Here is a 21,036-nt window from a genome sequence, read left to right as displayed (position 1 = left end):
CTGCCGCGTGATGGGACTGCTATGCCACAGGCACGAACCGACGGTGACGTTCCGGTCTACGACCTCGTCGGAGTGGGATTCGGACCCGCCAACCTGGCTCTGGCAATCGCGGTGGCCGAGCACAACGCCGGTGGCGACGACGTGGTGACGGCCCACTTCTTCGAGAAGCAGAAGACCTTCGGGTGGCACCGCGGCATGCTGCTCGACGACGCCACCATGCAGGTGTCGTTCCTCAAGGACCTCGTCACCATGCGGAACCCCAACAGCGGGTTCAGCTTCCTGTCCTACCTGAAGGACCGGGACCGGCTGGTGGACTTCATCAACCACAAGAACATGTACCCGCTGCGGGTCGAGTTCCACGACTACTTCGAGTGGGCGGCGGCGAAGGTCGACGACGTCGTGTCCTACGACCACGAGGTCGTCTCGGTCCAACCCGTCCTGCACGACGGCGTGATCACCCACTTCGACGTGAGCGCGCGCGACGCGCAGGGCGCCGTCGAGGTCCGCCGCGCCCGCAACCTCGTGCTGGCAACGGGTCTCCAGGCGAACTTCCCCGAGGGCGTCACGTCCTCGGAGCACATCTGGCACAACCGCGACTTCCTGCACCGGGTCGGCGAGCTGGACGCGGAGGCACCGCGCCGGTTCGTCGTCGTCGGCGCGGGGCAGAGCGGCGCGGAGGTCGCGGCGCACCTGCACGAGCGCTTCCCCAAGGCCGAGGTGTGCGCGGTGTTCGCGCGCTACGGCTACAGCCCGGCGGACGACAGCTCGTTCGCCAACCGCATCTTCGACCCGGCCGCCGTCGACGAGTTCTACCTGGCGCCCGAGGACGTGAAGAACAGGCTGATGGCCTACCACGGCAACACGAACTACGCGGTGGTCGACAACGACCTCATCGCCGAGCTGTACCGCCGGGTGTACCAGGAGAAGGTGCTCGGCAAGCAGCGGCTCCGCCTGATCAACGTGTCGCGGCCCGCCGAGGTCGTGGAGACCGCGAACGGCGTGCGGGTGACCGTCGAGTCGCTGACGACCGGTGAGCGCACGGAACTCGACGCCGACGCCGTCGTCTACGCCACGGGGTACCGCGAGTCCGACCCGACCGAGATGCTCGGCGGGATCGCCGAGCACTGCCGCCGTGACGAGCGCGAGCGGCTGCGCGTCGGCCGCGACTACCGGCTGGACACCGACGGGCAGGTCCTCGGGGGGATCTACCTGCAAGGTGGTACCGAGCACTCGCACGGCATCACCTCGTCGCTGCTGTCGAACCTCGCCGTGCGGGTGGGGGAGATCCTGGAGTCCGTCGTGGACCGCAGGACCCCCAGCATCCCCGCGCAGCCGGAGTACGCCGTGAGCGCGACCGTGTCGCACTGACGCACCAGAACGGGTTCGCGATCCTCCGCCCGATTTCGCCCCAGCAGGAAACCCCCGAAGGGAACACCCCGATGTTCAGCATGTCCATGCCCACGGCCCGTGCCGTGCGCCGTCCGCCGCTGGCAGCGGTGGCGCTCGTCGCCACCCTGCTGCTCGCGGCCTGCGGCGGCGGTGACACGACCGCGGGCGGATCGAGCACGCCCGCTTCCAGCGGTGGCGGCGCGTTCCCGGTCAAGGTCGACCACAAGTACGGCACGACCGAGGTCAAGGCCGAGCCCAAGCGCGTCGTCACGCTCGGGCTGTCCGACCAGGACGTCGTGCTCGCGCTGGGCACGAAGCCCGTCGGCGCCATCGACTGGTTCAAGGAGACCCCGTACGGCAAGTGGCCGTGGACCAAGTCCCTCTGGGGCGACACGCCTCCCGAGGTCGTCGGTGAGCGCGACGAGTACAACATGGAGAAGATCGCGGGCCTCAAGCCCGACCTGATCCTGGCCCAGTACTCGGGCATGAAGCAGGAGCAGTACGACACCCTGTCGAAGATCGCGCCCGTCGTCGCGCAGCCCAAGGGTTTCGAGGACTACCAGGCGCCGTGGCAGGACAGCGCCCGCCTGGCGGGCAAGGCGCTCGGCAAGTCCACCGAGGTCGACAAGCTGATCACGGACATCGACGGCAAGTTCGCCGCCGCCAAGACGGCGCACCCCGAGTTCGCGGGCAAGTCCGCGGTCGTGGCCGACGCCTACCAGCCGGGCACGTACTCGGTGTTCTCGCCGAACGACCCGAAGATGCTGTTCCTGACCCAGCTCGGTTTCGTGGTGTCGGACAAGCTCAAGGAGGCCGTCGGCACGGAGAACGTCGTGGACCTCAGCTACGAGCGCTTCGACGTGATCGACGTCGACCGCCTGGTGTGGCTGATCGCCGACCCCGCGTCGACCGATCAGATCAAGAACGAGGCGCTGTACAAGAACCTCAAGGTGGTGCAGGAGAAGCGCGACCTCTTCGTGCCCTACGACGAGCCGCCGGTCGGTGCCGCCATGTCGTTCAACACGGTGCTGAGCATCCCGTACGCGCTGGAGCAGATGCTCCCGCTGCTCTCCGCCAAGTAAGACCCAGAAAGGCGTTGTGATGATCCCGACCGGTACCTGGCCCGTGCGCGAGGTCGACGAGCTGTCGTGGCCCGCCGTCTTCGAGAGGCAGGCCGGTCGGACGCCCGACGCTGTCGCCGTGGTCTGCGAGTCCGACTCGTTGACCTACGGCGAGCTGAACGCCGCCGCGAACCGCCTGGCACGTGCACTGGCGGTTCGCGGCGTGGGCGCGGAGGACGTGGTGGGCGTGGCCCTGCCACGCTCGGTCGACCTCGTCGTGGCGCTGCTCGCGGTGCTCAAGGCGGGCGCGGCCTACCTCCCGCTCGACCTGGACCACCCGCGCGAGCGCGTGGCGTTCATGCTGACCGACGCGAGTGCCCGCGTCGTGCTGTCGGTGTCGGACCTGGCGGACGAGTTGCCCTCCGGGCACGACGTCGTGCTGCTGGACCGGGAGGTCTTCGACGGTTCTCCGGAGAACCTCGGCGTGCCGGTCGGCCTGCACCAGGCCGCGTACGTCATCTACACCTCCGGTTCGACCGGCAAGCCTAAGGGCGTCGTCGTGTCGCACGAGGGCATCGGCAGCCTGATCGCCACGGCGACTGACCGGATCGGCGTCACGGCGGAGAGCCGGGTCGTGCAGTTCGCGTCGGTCGGCTTCGACGTGGCCGTGTGGGACCTGACGATGGCGCTGGGCGTCGGCGGCCGGGTGATCGTCGTGCCGACCGAGCGCCGGGTCGCGGGCGAAGCGCTGACCGAGTACATCGCGCACCACGGCGGCACGCACATGATCCTGCCGCCGTCGCTGGTGGCGGCGCTGCCGCCGGACTGCGAACTGCCGGAGGGCGCGCTGCTCGTGGTGGGCACCGAGACGGTGCCGAGCGAGCTGATCGCCCGGTGGGCCAAGAGGTTGACCGTGGTCGCCGCCTACGGGCTGACCGAGGCGACGGTGAACTCCACGCTGTGGCGTGCCGAGGCCGACTGGGTCGGCCCGGTGCCGATCGGCGTCCCCGACCCCAACACCCGCTGCTACGTCCTGGACCCGGACCTGCGGCCGGTGGACGTCGGTGTCGAGGGTGAGCTGTACGTGGCCGGACGAGGCCTGGCCCGCGGCTACCTCGGCCGTCCGGGCCTGAGCGCGGAGCGGTTCGTCGCGGATCCCTTCGGTGAGCCGGGTTCCCGCATGTACCGGACCGGGGACCGGGCGAAGTGGCGTGCTGACGGCAACATCGACTTCCTGGGCCGCGCGGACGGCCAGGTGAAGATCCGCGGGTACCGGATCGAGCCGGGTGAGATCGAGAGCGTGCTGATGTCCCACCCGGACGTCTCGCAGGCCGCCGTGGTCGTTCGCGTGGACCACCGGCGGGTGAAGCGGCTCGTGGGCTACGTGGTCGGCGGCGACGCCGCGACCGCCCGCGCGCACGTCGCCGACACGCTGCCCGAGTACATGGTGCCGTCCGTGGTGATCGTCCACGACGGGCCGCTCCCGTTGACGCCCAACGGGAAGCTGGACCGGGCCAAGCTGCCCGAACCCGACTGGACCGCGCTGACCGGCCACGCCCCGCCGCGCACCCCGGCCGAGCGCACGCTCGTCGAGATGGTCGCCGACGTGCTGGGCCTGCCGTCCGTCGGCGTGCACGACAACTTCTTCGAACTGGGCGGCGACAGCATCGTCGCCATCGGCCTGGTCAGCCGCGCCCGTGCCGCGGGGCTGGTGATCACGCCGCGCGAGGTGTTCCGCCTCCGCACGCCCGCCGCGCTCGCCGCCGTCGCCCGGCAGGAGGCCGCGCAGACGCACGACGCGAGCACCGGCACGGTCGCCGCCACCCCGATCATCCGCTGGCTGGCCGAACTCGGCGGCGAGGTCGACGCGTTCTACCAGTCGATGCTGTTCCAGGTCCCGGCCGACCTGGACGCCACCGGCCTGGAAACCGTGCTGGGGAAGGTGATCGACCACCACGACCTGCTCCGGTCGCGGATCAACCCCGACTGGTCGCTCGACGTCGCCGCACCCGGCAGCGTGCGCGCGGCCGACGTGGTCGAGCGCGTGGACACCGGTCTCGACGTGGACACCTGGACCACCCGCGCCGCCGGACGGCTCGCGCCGCACGACGGCGGGATGCTGCGGGCCGTGTGGTTCGCGCCCGAGCGCAGGCTGCTCCTGGTGCTGCACCACGTGATCGTCGACGGCGTCTCGTGGCGCGTCCTGTCCACCGACCTCGCCAAGGCCTGGGCTGGTGGTGACCTCGCGCCCGTCGGCACGTCGTTCCAGCGGTGGGCCGCCGCGCTGCCCGAGCTGTCCCGGCGCGCCGAACTCCCGGTGTGGCAGGAGATGCTCGACGGCGTCGACACGCCGTTCACCCGCCGTCCGCTCGACCCCGCTGTCGACCTGGTGGCCACGGCGCGGCGGCTGACCGTGACGCTGCCCGCCGGGCAGACCGCGCCGCTGCTGACCACCGTCCCGGCGGCCGTGCACGGCGCCGTCAACGACGTGCTGCTCACCGCGCTGGCGCTGGCCGTCGCCAAGTGGCGCGGTGGCACCGAACTGGTGCTGGACCTCGAAGGCCACGGCCGCGAGGAGATCGTGCCCGGTGTGGACCTCGCCCGGACCCTCGGCTGGTTCACCAGCGTCTTCCCCGTTCGGCTCGACCCCGGCACGGGCGGCCTGGACGTGGCGCTGAAGCGCGTCAAGGAGCAGCTCCGCCGCATCCCGGACAACGGCATCGGCTTCGGCCTGCTGCGCTACCTGGACGCGGGCTCCGGCCTGACCGACGCGCCGGTCCCGCAGTTGCTGTTCAACTACCTGGGCCGGTTCACCGCGACCGGCGGTACGGACTGGGCGACCGCGCCGGAAGCGCCGCCGCTGGGCGAGGACCGCGACCCGCGCATGCCGTTCGGGCACGCGCTGGAGATCGACGCCGTCGTGCGCGACGACGAGGCCGGTCCGCGGCTCAGCGCCATGTTCACCTGGCCCGACGGCGTGCTGGCCGAGGACGAGGTGTCCCGGTTCGCCGTGTGCTGGCTGGAGGCGCTGGACTCGCTGGCCCGGCACGAGGGCGTCGGCGGGTACACCCCGTCGGACTTCCCGCTGGTGCCGCTCGACCAGGCGGAGCTGGACGAGCTGGCCGAGAAGTCCGGGCCCGGCCTGGTCGACGTGCTGCCGCTGTCCCCATTGCAGGAGGGGTTCTTCTTCCACTCGGTGTTCGACGAGTCCGCTGTGGACGGTTACGTCGTCGGCCAGCACCTCGAACTGGACGGCCCGGTCGACCCCGCCGCCCTCCGCCGGGCCGCGCAGGGCCTGCTGGACCGCCACGCGCCGCTGCGCGCCGGGTTCCACCAGTTCCCCGACGGCCGGGTCGTGCAGGTCGTCGCCGACGTCGAACTGCCGTGGCGCGAGCTGGACATCTCGACGCTGGACGCCGACGAGCAGACCGCCCGCGTGGCCGAGCTGGTCGCCGGGGAACGCGCCGAGCGGTTCGACCTGGGTCGTCCGCCGATGCTGCGCGCCACGCTGGTGCGCGGTGGTCCCGAGCGGCACTGGCTGCTGCTCACCGTCCACCACATCGTCGCCGACGGCTGGTCGCAGCCGATCCTGTTCCAGGAGCTGCTCGCCCTCTACGCGCCGGGCGAGGACCTGCCCGTGCTGCCCGAGGTCGCGCCCTACCGCGACTACCTGGGCTGGCTGGCCGAGCGCGACCGCCCGGCCGCGCGGGAGGCCTGGGGCGCGGTGCTCCGGGGCGTCGACGAGCCGACCCGGCTGGCGCCGGAGGCGGTTTCCGCGCCACGGCAGGAGTTCGTCCGCGTCGAGGTGCCCGCCGACGTCACCAGCGGTGTCGTGGCACGGGGTCGCGAGCACGGCCTGACGCTCGGCACGATCGTGCAAGGCGCGTGGGGCCTGGTGCTCGGCCGGTTCACCGGACGTGACGACGTGGTGTTCGGCAGCACGGTGTCCGGTCGCGAAGCCGCCGTCACGGGCATCGAGTCGATGATCGGCCTGTTCATCAACACGCTCCCGGTGCGGGTGCGCTGGAACGCGGACGAGTCCGTCGCCGATGTGTTCGCCCGCCTCCAGGACGAGCAGGCCGGACTGCTGGACCACCAGCACCTCGGGCTCGCCGACGTCCAGCGCGCGGCCGGTGTCGGCGACCTGTTCGACACCCTGGTCGTGGTGGAGAACTACCAGCTCGACCGCACGCCCACCTCGCCCGGCGGCACGCTGTCCGTGGTCGGGACCGGAACGTCGGAGACCGGCCACTACCCGGTCGAGCTGACGATCACCCCCGGCCGGACGATCAGCCTGGTCTTCGAGCACGACGCCACCCGGTTGGGCGCGGAGTTGGTGCACCAGCTCGGGGAGCACCTGGTAGGCGTCCTGGAATCGCTGGCCACCGACCCCGCGCGGCGCGTCGGCGACATCGGCGGCGAGCGGGCCCGGAAGGCGTTGGAGGCCTTGGCAGGCGAGGTGCGGGACGTCCCGCGAACGACGCTGTCCGCCGCGTTCGAAGCGCAGGTCGCCCGCACGCCGGACGCGACCGCGCTCGTGGCCGACGGCGTTTCCCTGACCTACCAGGAGGTCGACCGCCGGGCCGACGCCGTGGCCAGGACGCTCGACGTCGGCCCCGAGGACGTCGTGGCCGTCGCCGTGCCGCGCTCGGCGGACCTCGTCGTGGCGCTGCTCGGTGTGCTGAAGGCCGGTGCCGCCTACCTGCCGATCGACCTCGACCACCCGGCGGACCGGATCTCGTTCCTGCTCGCCGACTCCGGCGCGCGGACCCTGCTCACCACCGCCGACGCGGTGCTGCCCCCGGCCGACGGCGTGCGGCGGGTGCTGCTGGGCGCCGAGCCCGCGGACCGCGGCCTCCGCTCGGCGGAACCGGACCACCCGGCCTACCTGATGTACACCTCCGGTTCGACCGGACGGCCGAAGGGCGTGCTGGTCACGCACCGGGCGGTCGTCGGCCAGCTCGCGTGGCTGCGCGACCGGTTCTCGCTGGACGTCGGCGAACGCGTGCTGCACCAGTACTCCGCGAGCTTCGACCCGTCCGTGCAGGAGGTCTTCGGTCCGCTGCTCAGCGGTGGCGCGGTGGTGGTCGCGAAGCCCGGCGGGCAGCGCGATCCCGGTTACCTGGCCGAGTTGATCCGCCACGAGCGGGTCACGACCGTCGACCTCGTGCCGTCGATGTACGCGGCCCTGCTGCGCTCCGAACTGCCGTCCGGGTGGGCGTCGAGCCTGCGCCGGGCGTTCAGCGGCGGCGAGGCGCTGACCGGTGACCTCGCGGGGCGCTGGCTCGCGGCGACCGGTGTGCCGATCGTCAACGTCTACGGGCCCACCGAGGCCGTGGTGCAGGTGACGTCGTGGGAGTACGACGGGTCCGCCGACACCGCCGTGCCGATCGGGCGGCCGGTGTGGAACACCCGGCTCTACGTCCTGGACGCGGCGCTGCGGCCCGTTCCGGCCGGGGTGCCGGGGGAGCTGTACCTGGCGGGCGACCAGCTCGCCCGCGGCTACCACGGCCGTCCGGACCTGACCGCGGACCGGTTCGTCGCGGACCCCTTCGGCGCGCCCGGAAGTCGCATGTACCGCACGGGGGACCTGGTTCGCTGGGCGCAGCCGGGCGTGGTGACCTACCTCGGTCGCACAGACCACCAGGTGAAGATCCGGGGCAACCGCGTCGAACTCGGCGAGGTCGAGGCCGCGGTACGCCGCCAGTCCGGTGTCACGGACGTCCACGTCGTCGCCCGCGAGGACGAGCGCGGCGGGAAGCGGCTCGTGGCGTACGTCGTCGGAACCGTTGGGGGAGAACAGCTCCGGGCCGCGTTGATCGCGGTGCTGCCGGAGCCGATGGTGCCGAGCGCGATCGTCGTGCTGGACGCGCTGCCGTTGACGGTGGGCGGCAAGGTCGACGTGAAGGCGCTGCCGGAGCCCGTGGTCGAGCGGTCCGCGCTGACCGGGCCGCGCGACGACCGCGAACGGCGGCTCACCGACATCTTCGCGGCCGTGCTGGGCCTCGCGGAGGTCGGTGCGGACGAGGACTTCTTCGCGTTGGGCGGCGACAGCATCCTGTCCATCTCGGTGTCGAGCCGCGCCCGCAAGGACGGGCTGAGGATCAGCCCGCGCGAGGTGTTCGAGCACCGCACCCCGGCCGCGTTGGCGGCGCTCGTGCCCGTCGAGGCCGCGCCGGTCGTGGTGTCCGACGGCGTGGGCGACGTGCCGCAGTTGCCGATCGTGCACCAGTTGCGCACCGACGGCGGCTCCATCGGCCGCTTCACCCTGTCCATGCTCGTGCGGACCCCGGTCGACGCGGACGTGGACCGGCTCGCGGCCACGCTCCAGATCGTGCTGGACCACCACGACGCCCTGAGGCTCAGGCTGACCCGGATCGCGGGGGTGCTGTGGTCGCTGGAAACCCAGCCGGTGGGCGCGGTGCGCGCCGCCGACCTGCTGCGGCGGGTGGAGACCAAGGACTACGAGGCCGAGTCCGACGCGGCCATCGGCCGACTGGACCCGGACGCCGGGGTGGTGCTCCAGGCCGTGTGGTTCGACGGCGGACCCCTGGAGCAGGGCAGGCTGTTCCTCGCCGCGCACCACCTGGCCGTCGACGGCGTCTCGTGGCGGATCCTGTTCGAGGACCTGGAAGCCGCGTGGAACGGCGTGCCCCTCGAACCCGTGCGCACGTCGTTGCGCCGCTACGCCAAGGCCGTCGCGGACCAGGCGCAGAGCCCCGAACGGCTCGGCGAGCTGACCCACTGGGTCGAAACCCTCAAGCCCGGCGCGGACCTCGTGCCCGGAGCACCGCGCACCGGCACAGTCGGCACCGCGCGCCGTCGCGAGGTCCGGCTCCCCACCGCCGACACCACGCCCCTGTTGGGCGCGGAGATCACCGAGACGCTGCTGGCGGCGCTGGTCCGCGCGGCGGGCGGTGAGCTGCTGGTCGACGTGGAACGCCACGGCCGCGAGGAGATCGCGCCGGGCGTGGACCTGAACCGCACGGTCGGCTGGTTCACCAGCGTCCAGCCCGTCCGCCTGCCCGCCGACGGCGACCTGCGGACCATCAAGGAACGCCTGCGCGCCGCGCCGGACAACGGCCTCGGCTACGGGATGCTGCGCTACCTCAACCCCCAGGTCGCCCCGCTGCTGGCGACCTCGCCGCAGGCGCAGGTGCTGTTCAACTACTTCGGCCGGTTCGGCGCGGGCCAGGCGGCCGACTGGCAGCCGTCCGGTGAGACCGTGTCCGCCCGCTACGACGACGACCTCGCGCTGCCGTACCAGGTGCAGCTCGACGTCGTGTGCGAGGAGACGCCGAACGGCCCGGAGCTGGTCGCGACCTGGGTGTCACCATCCACTGTGGACGAGTCGCGGATCGACGCGCTGGTGGCGGGCTGGACGACCGCGCTGCGCGAGCTGGCGGGCACGTCCGCCGGGCTCACGCCGTCCGACCTGACCACGATCACGCTGTCCCAGGCCGAGATCGACCGGGTCGTCGAGGTCAGCCCGGTGCCGGTCGAGGACATCTGGCCGCTGGCCCCGTTGCAGGAGGGCATCTACTTCCACGCGAGCTACGACCAGGGTGAACTGGACGTCTACACCGCGCAGGACACGTTCGACTTCGACCACCGGCTCGACGTCGACCGGCTGCGGACGGCGTGCGCCGCGCTGCTGGCCAGGCACCCGAGCCTGCGCGCGGGCCTGACCAGCGACGGCCTGTCCGGGCCGGTGCAGTTCGTCGGCCGCGCGCCCGAGGTGCCGATCGAGGTGCTGGACTTCACCGGTCTGTCCGATGTGGACTCCCGGATGGAGGCGCTCAAGGCCGACGACCGCAGGCGACGGTTCGACCTCGCGCACCCGCCGCTGTGCAGGCTCAAGGTCATCCGGCTCGGACCGGACCGCGACCGGCTCATGCTGAGCCACCACCTCGTGCTGTGGGACGGCTGGTCGCAGGGCCTGTTCCTGGAGGAGCTGCTGGGGCTGTACGAGACCGGCGGTGACGCCACCGGCCTGGCGCAACCCGGCACCTACCGCGACTACCTGTCCTGGCTGGGCGAGCAGGACGTCACCGGGGCCAGGGCCGCGTGGCGGCGCGCGCTGTCCGGGCTCGACGAGCCGACGCTGGTCGGCCCGCCGAACCGCGGCGGTGAGCCCGCGATCCCGGACCGCTGCCACGTCGAGCTGTCCGCGGAGTTCGGCGACCGGCTGCGCGCCGACGCCCGGAAGCACGGCGTCACGCTGAACACCGTGCTCAACGCGGCGTGGGCGCTGGCGCTGTCGGCGGAGGTCGGCAGGCAGGACGTCGTGTTCGGCACGACGGCCGCCGGACGGCCCGCCGAGGTGCGCGACGTCGAGAACGCCATCGGCATGTTCCTCAACACCGTGCCGGTGCGGATCGCGTTCGACCCGCGCGAGTCGGTGCTGGAGCTGCTGCGGCGCGTCCAGTCTGAGCGCGCCGCGCTGATGAGCCACGAGTACCTCGGGCTCGGCGACGTGCAGCGCGAGAGCGGGCACACCACCCTGTTCGACACGCTGTACGTGTTGCAGAACTTCGCGGACGAGGACGGGTTCGGGCAGCTCAAGGAGCGGCACGGCATCACGGCCGTCGGCAGCGTCGACTCGACGCACTACCCGATGACGCTGGTCGTCACGCCGGGGCGGCGGGTGCGGATCGCGCTGGACTTCCGACCCGACCTGATCGGCGCCGACCACGCGTCCGCCACGCTGACCCGCTTCACCACGGCACTGGAACGCCTGCTGGCCGACGTCTCCGCGCCGGTCGGCACACTTGACCTGCTGACTGCCGCGGAGAACGAGCTGCTGGCCGCCGAGTGGGGCGCGAGCGCGAACCCGGTGCCGGACGAGACGATCGCCGACCTGCTGGCCGCCCAGGTCGCCCGCACACCGGACGCGGTCGCGCTGGTGTTCGGCGAGCAGCGGCTGACCTACGCGGAGCTGGACGCGCGGACCAACCAGCTCGCCCACCTGCTGATCGCCCGCGGCGCGGGTCCGGAACGGGTGGTGGCGCTGGCGCTCCCGCGGTCCACCGAGATGGTCGTGGCGCTGTTCGCGGTGCTGCGCACCGGAGCCGCGTACCTGCCGCTCGACCTGGACCACCCGCTGGACCGGCTCCAGTTGATGATCGACGACACCGACCCGGTGTGCCTGCTGTCCAAGGGCGCGGCGCTCACCGCGCCGACCGTGCTCTTGGACGATCTCGCTGTCCTGGCGGAGTACCCGACGACCCGGCCGGAGGTCTCGTTCAGCCTGGAGCACCCGGCGTACGTGATCTACACGTCCGGCTCGACCGGCAGGCCGAAGGGCGTCGTCACGCCGTACCGCGGCCTGACGAACATGCACCTCAACCACCAGGGCGCGATCTTCGCCCCGGCCATCGAGGCGGCGGGCGGGCGGAGGCTGCGCATCGCGCACACCGTGTCGTTCGCGTTCGACATGTCGTGGGAAGAGCTGCTGTGGCTGGTGGAGGGCCACGAGGTGCACGTGTGCGACGAGGAGCTGCGCCGGGACGCCGAAGCACTGGTGGCGTACTGCGACCAGCACCTGATCGACGTGGTCAACGTGACGCCGACGTACGCGCACCTGCTGATCGAGGAGGGCCTGCTGGACGGGCACGTGCCCGCCCTCGTGCTGCTCGGCGGCGAAGCCGTGTCGGACGCGGTGTGGAACCGGTTGCGCGACAAGCCCGGCACGTACGGCTACAACCTGTACGGGCCGACCGAGTACACGATCAACACCCTCGGGGCGTCCACTGAGGACAGCACCACGCCGACGGTGGGCCGGGCCATCTGGAACACCCGCGCCTACGTGCTGGACGCGAACCTGCGGCCCGCGGCGCCGGGGACCCCCGGTGAGCTGTACATCGCGGGCATCGGCCTGGCCCGCGGCTACCACGAGCGGTTCGGGCTGACGGCCGAGCGCTTCGTCGCCGACCCGTTCGGCGAGCCCGGCACCCGGATGTACCGCACGGGCGACCTGGTGAGGTCCCGCCCGGACGGCATCATCGACTTCCTCGGCCGGACCGACGACCAGGTCAAGATCCGCGGCTACCGCGTGGAACTCGGCGAGATCTCCTCGGCGCTGGGCGACCACGAGGGCGTGGCGCAGGCGGCGGTCGTGGTGGACGAGAAGAAGCGGCTCATCGGGTACGTGGTCGGCGACGCCGATCCGGCGGACCTGCGCGCGGGCCTCAAGGCGCGGCTGCCGGAGTACATGGTGCCGACCGCGATCGTGTCCGTGCCGTCGTTCCCGCTGACCGTCAACGGCAAGCTGGACGTGCGGGCGCTGCCCAAGCCGGAGATCACCACCGCCGCGGGCGGGCGCGACCCGGAGACGCGCCAGGAACGCGTGCTGTGCGAGCTGTTCGCGGACGTCCTCGGCGTACCGGGGATCGGCGTGGACGACAACTTCTTCGACCTGGGCGGGCATTCACTGCTCGCGACCCGGCTGATCAGCCGGGCCAGGACCGCGCTGGAGACCGAACTCTCGATCCGGGACCTGTTCGAGGCGCCCACGGTCGCCGAACTCGCCGTGCGCGCGGGTGGTTCCCGCGCCGCCGCCCGCCCCGCCGTCGTGGCGCTGGACCGGCCGGACGAGCTGCCGCTGTCGTTCGCGCAGCGCAGGCTGTGGTTGGTGCAGCAGCTCGAAGGCACGTCGTCGGCGTACAACTTCCCGCTGGTGCTGAGGCTCAGGGGCACGCTCGACATCGCCGCGCTGCGCGCCGCGATCGGTGACGTGATGGCCCGCCACGAAGCGCTGCGGACCGTCTTCGGCGAACGGGACGGCGTGCCGTTCCAGCGGGTCGTCCCGGTCGCGGAGCCGGTGGTGGAGGTCGTGGACGTCCTCGACGTCGAGGAGTTCGTGGCGTCCACCGTGGACCGCCCGTTCGACCTGTCCGCCGAGCTGCCGGTGCGCACCACCGTGGGCAGGCTGTCGGCGGTGGAGAACGTGGTCGTCTTGCTGCTGCACCACATCACCACCGACGAGTGGTCCGACCGGCCGTTTCTGGCGGACCTCGCCGCCGCCTACGCGGCCCGCTCCGAGGGGCGCGACCCGGAGCTGCCGCCGCCGGCGGTGCAGTACGGCGACTACGCGCTGTGGCAGCAGGAACTGCTGGGCGAGGGCGACCTCGCGACGGCGCAGCTCGACTACTGGGCCACCGCGCTGGACGGGGTGCCCGAGGAGCTGGAGCTGCCGACCGACCGGCCCCGACCGGCCCGGCCGTCGTTTCGCGGCGCGGAGCTGGAGATCGACCTCGGCCCGCTCGCCGACGACCTGCGCGGGCTGGCGCAGCGGACCGGCGCGTCGATGTTCATGGTCTTGCACGCCGCCGTCGCCACGATGCTGCACCGGCTCGGCGCGGGCGTGGACATCCCGCTCGGCGCGCCCATCGCGGGCCGCACCGACGAGGCGCTGGACGACCTGGTCGGGTTTTTCGTCAACACGCTGGTGCTGCGCACCGACCTGTCCGGCGACCCGAGCTTCACCGAGCTGGTGGCACGGGTGCGCGAGACCGACCTGGCCGCGTTCTCGCACCAGGACGTGCCGTTCGAGGCGGTCGTGGAGCGGGTCAACCCGACCCGGTCGACCGCCCGCAACCCGCTGTTCCAGGTGATGGTCGGCTACCACAACCGGTCGGGCGACTGGCTGGAGCTGCCCGGCCTCGACGTCGACTGGGAACCGGTGACCACTCGTTCCGCCAAGTTCGACCTGGTGTTCAGCTTCACCGAGCACGTCGACACCGGCGCCGTGGTGCTGGCGCTGGAGTACGCGACGGACCTGTTCGACCCGGCGACCGCCGCGCGCTTCGGCGAGCGGCTGACCGCGGTCGTCGAAGCGGTCACCGCCGCCCCGGACGCCCCGGTCAGCGCCATCGAGGTGCTGTCGGCCGACGAGCGCGCGCTGGTCGTCGACGGCTTCAACGCCACGGTCAGGGACGTGCCGGAGGAGACGTTCCCGGCCCTGTTCGCCAAGCGGGTCGCGGAGTTCGGCGAGTCCGTCGCCGTGGTCGACCGGTCGCGGTCGATCAGCTACGCGCGGATCGACGCGCTGTCCAACCGTATCGCCCGCCTGCTCGCGGATCGCGGCGTCGGCGCGGAAAGTGTGGTCGGCATCGCGGTGCCGAAGTCGATCGAGATGGTCGCCACGATCCTCGGTGTGCTCAAGCTCGGCGCGGCCTACCTGCCGCTCGACCTGTCGCACCCGGCCGACCGGATCGCGTTCATGCTGGAGGACTCCGCCGCCGTGCTGCTCGTCGGCACCTCGGACGAGGCCGCGCGGGTGCCGTCCGTCGACGGCCTGCCGCGGGTCCTGCTCGACGACCCGGCGACCGCCGCGGAACTGGCGGCGCTGGACGAGTCCGCTGTGGACGGTGGACCGGTGTCGCTCGACTCGGCGATGTACGTGATCTACACGTCCGGTTCGACCGGCAAGCCCAAGGGCGTCGTCGTGCCGCACGAGGGCATCGCGAGCCTCGCGGCGACGGCGATCGACCGGATGGACCTCAAGACCGGCAGCAGGGTGCTCCAGTTCGCGTCCGTCGGGTTCGACGTGGCGGTGTTCGAGCTGACCATGGCCCTCACCGTCGGCGGCAGGCTCGTCCTGGCGCCGGACGAGGTGCGGGTCGCGGGCCCGGCACTCACGGACTTCCTGCGGGAACGCCGGATCACGCACATGATCCTGCCGCCGTCGCTGGTCGCGGCGCTGCCCGAGGACTGCGAACTGCCCGCCGGGTCCACGATCCTGGTCGGCACCGAGACCGTGCCGCCGGACGTGATCGGCCGCTGGGCGGGCAGGCTCAACCTGTTGGCCGCGTACGGCCTGACCGAGGCGACGGTGAACTCCACGCTGTGGCGGGCTCGCGCGGGCTGGTCCGGCGCGGTGCCGATCGGCGTCCCGGACCCGAACACCACCGTCTACGTGCTGGACGACGCGTTGCGTCCCGTGCCGCCCGGTGTGGTGGGGGAGCTGTACGTCAGCGGTCGTGGGTTGGCTCGCGGGTACCTGAACCGTGCTTCCCTGACGGCGGAGCGGTTCGTGGCCTCGCCGTTCGGTGAACTCGGCGAACGGATGTACCGGACCGGGGACCGGGCAAGGTGGCGAACTGACGGTTCGCTGGACTTCCTCGGTCGGGTGGACGACCAGGTCAAGATCCGCGGGTTCCGGATCGAGCTGGGCGAGATCGAGGCCGCGCTGACCAGGCACCCGGCGGTGACCCAGGCCGCCGTGCTGGCCGACCGCGAAGGCGACATCACCCGGCTCGTCGGGTACGTCGTCGGCGACGCGGACCCGCTGGAACTGCGGGCTTTCGTGGCGGAACGGCTGCCCGAGTACATGGTCCCGGCGACCGTGCTCACCCTGGACGGCCCGCTGCCGCTCACGCCGAACGGCAAGCTGAACCGCAAGGCGCTGCCGAAGCCGGACTGGTCGGCGCTCACCGGCGACGACCGGCCCGCCACACCGGGGGAACAGGTGATCGCGGACCTGTTCGCGGCCGTCCTGGAACTGCCGTCGGTCGGCGTCCACGACGACTTCTTCGCGCTGGGCGGGCATTCCATGTCCTCCATGCGGCTGGTCGGCCAGGTGCGCGCCGCGCTGGGCGTCGAACTGTCCATCCGGGACGTGTTCGACTCGCCGACGGTCGCCGGACTGGCCGCGCGGCTCGACGGCGCGTCGGACGCCCGGTCGCCGCTGGTCCCGGTGCCGCGACCCGAGGTGCTGCCGCTGGCGCCGCCGCAGCGCTGGCAGTGGGAACGCGGCCGGGCCAACGACCACGCGCTCTCCCTGCGCTCGCCGGACGGCTTCGACGCCGACGCGCTGGCACGGGCGTGGGCGGACGTCGTGGAACGGCACGAACCGCTGCGCACCGCCTACTCCGCGACCGGGCAGCGGCAGGGGGCGAAGCCCGCGCTGGAGCTGGACGCGGTGACCGCCGACCTGGACGCGCGGCTCACGGAACTGGCGCGCGCCAACGGGTTCCCGCTCCGGGCCACCCTGGTCACCGACGGGTCGGGCGCGCAGGCGTTCCTGCTCACCGCGCACTACCTCGTGCTGGACGAGTGGTCGGTCGTGCCGCTGTTCCGCGACCTGACCACGGCCTACACCGCACGGCTCGCGGGCCGCGCGCCGACGTGGACGCCGCTGCCCGTCACCTACGCCGACTACACGACGTGGGCGGGGGACTGGCTCGACACCGTCGCGACGCCGCAGCTCGACTACTGGCGCACGGTCCTGCGCGGCGCGCCGGAGACGCTGCCGCTGCCGGTCGACCGGCCCCGCTCGGCCGCGCCGACCGGTGCCGCCGACATCGTCGGGTTCGAGCTGGACCCGGTGCTGCACAACGGGATCGACCGGCTGGCCCGCGAGACCGGGACGAGCCTGTTCATGGTCGTCCAGGCCGCGCTGGCGGTGCTGCTGACCCGGCACGGCGCCGGGGAGGACCTGCCGATCGGCACGCTGGTCGCGGGCCGGGGCGAGGAGGTGCTGGCCGACCTGGTCGGCTGCTTCTTCAACACCGTCCTGCTGCGCACCGACACGGCGGGCGACCCGAGCTTCACCGAGCTGCTCGCCCGGATCCGCGAGACCGACCTCAGCGCGTTCGACCGGCAGGACGTGCCGTTCGCGGACGTCCTGGCCGCCGGGGCGCCCCGGCCGAGCGTGATGCTGATCCACCACGAGCGCGCCCGTGCGGACGTGCTCGAAGGCGGCGTCGGCGCGTTCGACGCCGTCCCGATCACCACGACGGACGTCGACCTGACGTTCAGCCTCTACGAGCCGCAGGGCGACGGTCCGGTGCCCTGCGAACTGATCTACGCCACCGACCTGTTCGACCGGACGACGGTCGAGGCGCTGGCGGTCGAGGTGGTCGAGGTGCTGGCCGCCGCCGTGTCCGACCCGTCCCTGGCGATCGAGAGGAACAAGTCATGAGCAACCCCTTCGAGGACACCGACGGCCGCTTCCTCGTGCTGGTCAACGACGAGGAGCAGCACTCGCTGTGGCCGTCGTTCGCGGACGTGCCCGCGGGCTGGCGGCCGGTGTTCGGCGAGGACACCCGCGAGGCGTGCCTGGCCTACGTCGAGTCCACCTGGACCGACCTGCGGCCCAAGAGCCTGCGGGACGCCATGAGCGCGTGACACCCGTTCGGGCGGGAACGTGTCCCTCGAACGGGGACTAACCGGCCCGCTTCGCGGATCTCCCGAAAATCGGTGAATACCTTTCGCCGCATGACGATTCTGGAGACGACGTCCGAGGTCGAGAACCTGGTCCGCGACACCCTCGCCGCGCACCAGTCCTTCTTCCTCGCCACGGCGGGCGAACAGGGCCCCTGGGTCAACGGCGCGTACTTCGCCGAGACCGGCCTGTTCACCCTGTCGCTGGTGCTGGAGCAGCGGGGCCGCACGCTCGCCGCGATCAGGCAGGACCCGCTGGTGTCCGTGATCATCTCGACGGGCTCGCCCGCCCAGCCGTTCCTCCAGGCCCAGGCGACCGCGCGCGTCGTCGTGGGAGCCGAGGCCGACGACGTGCGCCGCGTGCTGCTCGCCAAGGTGCCGCAGGCGGAACCGTTCCTCAGCGCCCCGATCGAGGCCGTCCGGCTGAGGGTGTCCGCGTGGCGCGCCACCGACATCCCCAACGGCTGGCTGCCCGGCCGCGACCTGGTCGACGTGCCGGGCGCGCGGGAGCACACGGCGTGACGTCCGGGGGTTCAGCGGGTGGCGAACTCGAACGGCCGCTTGCCGCGGTTCACCCGCTGCCGCCCCGATCCGTGCCGCCACCTCCTCGGCGCGATCGAGGCCTTGGTGGGGAAACCACTGCCGGCGCGGTGGGCGGACGGTGACGAGGTCGTCGAAGCGCGGGAACGGGCGTCGGGCGACGTAGCATCGAGGACGTCCGGGTAGCGAGGAGGTCTGCTGGTGCGTCGTCGGCGAGGTCCTGGTCACTTCGTCCGGCAGGTGCGCGTCGAGCCCCTCGCCGACACCGGGCGCTACCCCTTCACCCTGCCCGCGGTGCGGGACCTGGTGGCGAACGGGCTGGAGTTGGCGCCGGGCGTGACGTTCCTGGTGGGGGAGAACGGGAGCGGCAAGTCCACGCTCACCGAGGCCATGGCGGTGGCGTGCGGCTTCAACCCCGAGGGCGGGAGCCAGAACTTCCGGTTCGCGACCCGCGCGTCGGAGTCCTCGCTGGGGGACGACCTGGTGCTGTCCTGGTCCGGCCGCAAACCCCGCACCGGGTACTTCCTGCGAGCCGAGTCGTACTACAACGTCGCCACCGAGATCGAGCGCCTGGACGAGGACCCCTACTCCCCGTCGCTCCTTCCCTCCTACGGTGGGATCTCCCCGCACGAGCGGTCGCACGGGGAGTCGTTCCTCGACCTGGTGAGCCACCGGTTCGGAGCGGACGGGCTGTACTTCCTGGACGAGCCGGAGGCCGCGCTGTCGGTCCGCGGCTGCCTGGCCGTCCTGGTGCGGCTCGCCGACCTCGTGGAGCAGGGCTGCCAGTTCGTGGTCGCCACCCACTCCCCGATCCTCCTGGCCCTGCCGGGAGCGGCCATCCTGGAGATCGCGGACGACGGCGCGATCACCCGCACCACGTACGACGGCGCGCTGCCGGTCCGCCTGACACGGGACTTCCTGGCGAAGCCGGAGGTCTACCTGCGGCACCTGTTCGAGGAGTGAGGACGCGCCTGCCCGCTACGGTCTCCACTACGACAGCGTCGATCTGCCAAGGGGAGCCGCCGATGACCACCGTGACCGCGCACGACCTGGCCGAACGAGTGGTCGAAGCCGTTGCCCCCGCCGAACTCCCCTCGTTCGCCCTGGTCGCCGCGCCGTACCTCGACCACCCCGCCAGGGCCGAACGCGCGTTCCGCCGCTTCCACGACGATCCCCTCGGCTTCGGTTTGGGCGACGCGGTCGAGATGATCACCCCCGTGGTCGCGCTCGTCTCGGGCAGCGTGATCACCGCGTTGTCCGACGGTGTCGGCGAAGCGGTGAAGACCGGCGCGGGCAAGGTGTTCCGCAAGCTCGTCAAGCGCCGCGCCGTCGAAGCGCCCGTTCAGGAGTGGTCTGCCGACGAACTGGCCAGAGTCCGGGCGATCGCGTTGGTGCGGGCCAAGGCACTGGGCGTCGAGGAGCGGCAGGCGGAGGCGCTGGCGGACGCGATCGTCGTGGCGCTGCTGCTCGAACGCGACGACCCGCGGTGAGTGCCTTACGCCGCGTCGAACTCCGGGGGTTCCCCTCTGACGACACGCTGCTGCTGTGCCTGCTGGCCACGATGGTCGGGCTGAACGTCGCCGCCCTGGTCGAGTGGAGCGCCGAAGGCCTGCTGTTCGACGTGGCGGGCAAGGCGATGGTCGTGTACGCGGTGGCGTTCGCCTACTGGGGTCTCCGGTTGCTGTGGCGGTCGCGCGGGTCCGTGCCGCTGGAGGAGACGTCGTTCACCGAGGCCGCCGCCGTGGTCGCGGGTCTTGTCGATCGGGAGGAGGTCGTGGTCCGCCTCGGGCCGAGGTTGGGGCGACGGGCGTTCGTCGCGGGCGGGCACGGTGTGGTGGTGCTGGTGATGGGACCCGAACTGCTCGGGCTGTGCACGGCGAGCGGGGAGGGGCGGGCGGTGTTCGAGGCGGTGGTGCGCCACGAACTCGCGCACGTGCGCGCGGGTGACCTCGATTGGTACCGGTTGGGGTCGGTGCTCCGCGCGAGCGTCGTGCCGACCGCGCTGGCGCTGCTCCTCCTGGTGTGGCTGGGCTGGTTGTCACCACCCGTCCCGCTTCAGGGGCTGCTCACGGGTTTCCTGGTCCAAGCGGTGATCACCGAGTTGGTGGCGCGGGCGTTCCTGCGGGCACGGGAGCACCAGGCGGACCTGGTCGCCGCCCGCGACGGTGCCGAGGGACTGCTGGCCGCGGTCGGCACCGCACCCGCCGTGCGCCCGTGGCTGCGCGGACATCCCGGCGGCGACACCCGAACAGCCGTGCTGGCCGATCCGGGACGACTGCTGGCCACCACCCCCGGCCTCCTGCTGCTGGGCGCGACCACCGCCGGCGCAGCACTCGGCCCCGCGCTTCTTTTGGTGAGGACGACGGGCGTCGCCCACGGCGTGGGGGCCGCAGCGGTCGCGGGCGCGCTGATCGGCGCCCCGCTGACGCTGTACGCGGCGTTCGGCGTCTGGCGCTCGACCTGGCACACCGGCTCCCACCCGTTCCGGTCCGCCGCCCTGCTGGTCACCGGTGTCGTGCTCGGCAGCCACACCGCCCCGTTCCCGGCAGCCATCCCCACGACCCCGCCGGTGCTCGCCGCTTTCGCACTCGGCTCGGTGGCGCTGTGCTTGGGGGCGGCTGCGGCGGGCCGTGCTCGACAGCGCGTCGACCCGACGGCCGGGCGGATGCGCGAGTTCCTCCGAACGGCCGCACCGGTGACGTGCGTGGCGGGCGGAGCCGTGTTCGCCGCGCTGATGTCCTTCGCGTGGCTGCGGCACCTTGCGGACCTGATGGCCGGCTAGCACTCGGCCGATCGGACCGCGCCCATTTCGGCATACCGGTCAGGCGGCGGCTGTGCTCAATTGCTGAGCGCGCGAATCTCATCGAGTCCCAGAGAG

At 72.2% G+C, this 21,036-nt stretch carries 8 protein-coding genes; all 8 read left to right on the top strand.

Annotation, left to right across the window (positions count from 1 at the left end; all coding sequences use genetic code 11):
• Nucleotides 1-21: 21 nt before the first annotated feature.
• The 8 genes from NZH93_RS30100 to NZH93_RS30060 all read left to right on the top strand — a co-directional run bounded on the left by NZH93_RS30100 (nt 22) and on the right by NZH93_RS30060 (nt 20,940).
• The gene (locus NZH93_RS30100) at nt 22-1,368 is read left to right on the top strand and encodes a lysine N(6)-hydroxylase/L-ornithine N(5)-oxygenase family protein (RefSeq protein WP_259626614.1); all 1,347 of its coding nucleotides are present in this window, start codon (nt 22-24) and stop codon (nt 1,366-1,368) included.
• A gap of 71 nt (nt 1,369-1,439) precedes the next feature.
• The gene (locus NZH93_RS30095; RefSeq protein ID WP_259626613.1) at nt 1,440-2,471 is read left to right on the top strand and encodes an iron-siderophore ABC transporter substrate-binding protein; all 1,032 of its coding nucleotides are present in this window, start codon (nt 1,440-1,442) and stop codon (nt 2,469-2,471) included.
• A 22-nt stretch (nt 2,472-2,493) separates the two neighbouring features.
• Nucleotides 2,494-17,376 (top strand): non-ribosomal peptide synthetase, encoded by a 14,883-nt coding sequence (locus NZH93_RS30085; RefSeq protein ID WP_443742667.1) that lies wholly within the window; start codon nt 2,494-2,496, stop codon nt 17,374-17,376.
• Nucleotides 17,373-17,582, top strand: coding sequence for an MbtH family protein (locus NZH93_RS30080; protein WP_259626612.1), 210 nt, complete (start codon nt 17,373-17,375; stop codon nt 17,580-17,582). The genes NZH93_RS30085 and NZH93_RS30080 overlap by 4 nt, the downstream gene beginning before the upstream one ends.
• A gap of 90 nt (nt 17,583-17,672) precedes the next feature.
• Nucleotides 17,673-18,140 (top strand): pyridoxamine 5'-phosphate oxidase family protein, encoded by a 468-nt coding sequence (locus NZH93_RS30075; protein ID WP_259626611.1) that lies wholly within the window; start codon nt 17,673-17,675, stop codon nt 18,138-18,140.
• A gap of 219 nt (nt 18,141-18,359) precedes the next feature.
• Nucleotides 18,360-19,121, top strand: a complete 762-nt coding sequence (locus tag NZH93_RS30070; RefSeq protein ID WP_259626610.1) for an AAA family ATPase — start codon at nt 18,360-18,362, stop codon at nt 19,119-19,121.
• A 62-nt stretch (nt 19,122-19,183) separates the two neighbouring features.
• A complete protein-coding gene (locus tag NZH93_RS30065) occupies nt 19,184-19,648 on the top strand; it encodes a hypothetical protein (RefSeq protein WP_259626609.1) in 465 nt (154 codons plus the stop codon).
• Entirely contained in the window at nt 19,645-20,940 is a 1,296-nt protein-coding gene (locus NZH93_RS30060; protein ID WP_259626608.1) for a M48 family metalloprotease, read from the top strand. Before NZH93_RS30065 ends, NZH93_RS30060 begins: the two co-directional genes overlap by 4 nt.
• Nucleotides 20,941-21,036: the final 96 nt, after the last annotated feature.

Source organism: Umezawaea endophytica (assembly GCF_025061645.1).
GTDB lineage: Bacteria > Actinomycetota > Actinomycetes > Mycobacteriales > Pseudonocardiaceae > Umezawaea > Umezawaea endophytica.
The sequence above is the reverse complement of the archived record's forward strand: the minus strand, read 5'-3'. Positions and strand labels throughout refer to the sequence as shown.

Coding starts and splice junctions, on each gene's coding strand:
- NZH93_RS30100 (WP_259626614.1), top strand. CDS start 22: ATGCCACAGGCACGAACCGACGGTGACGTTCCGGTCTACGACCTCGTC.
- NZH93_RS30075 (WP_259626611.1), top strand. CDS start 17,673: ATGACGATTCTGGAGACGACGTCCGAGGTCGAGAACCTGGTCCGCGAC.
- NZH93_RS30095 (WP_259626613.1), top strand. CDS start 1,440: ATGTTCAGCATGTCCATGCCCACGGCCCGTGCCGTGCGCCGTCCGCCG.
- NZH93_RS30065 (WP_259626609.1), top strand. CDS start 19,184: ATGACCACCGTGACCGCGCACGACCTGGCCGAACGAGTGGTCGAAGCC.
- NZH93_RS30080 (WP_259626612.1), top strand. CDS start 17,373: ATGAGCAACCCCTTCGAGGACACCGACGGCCGCTTCCTCGTGCTGGTC.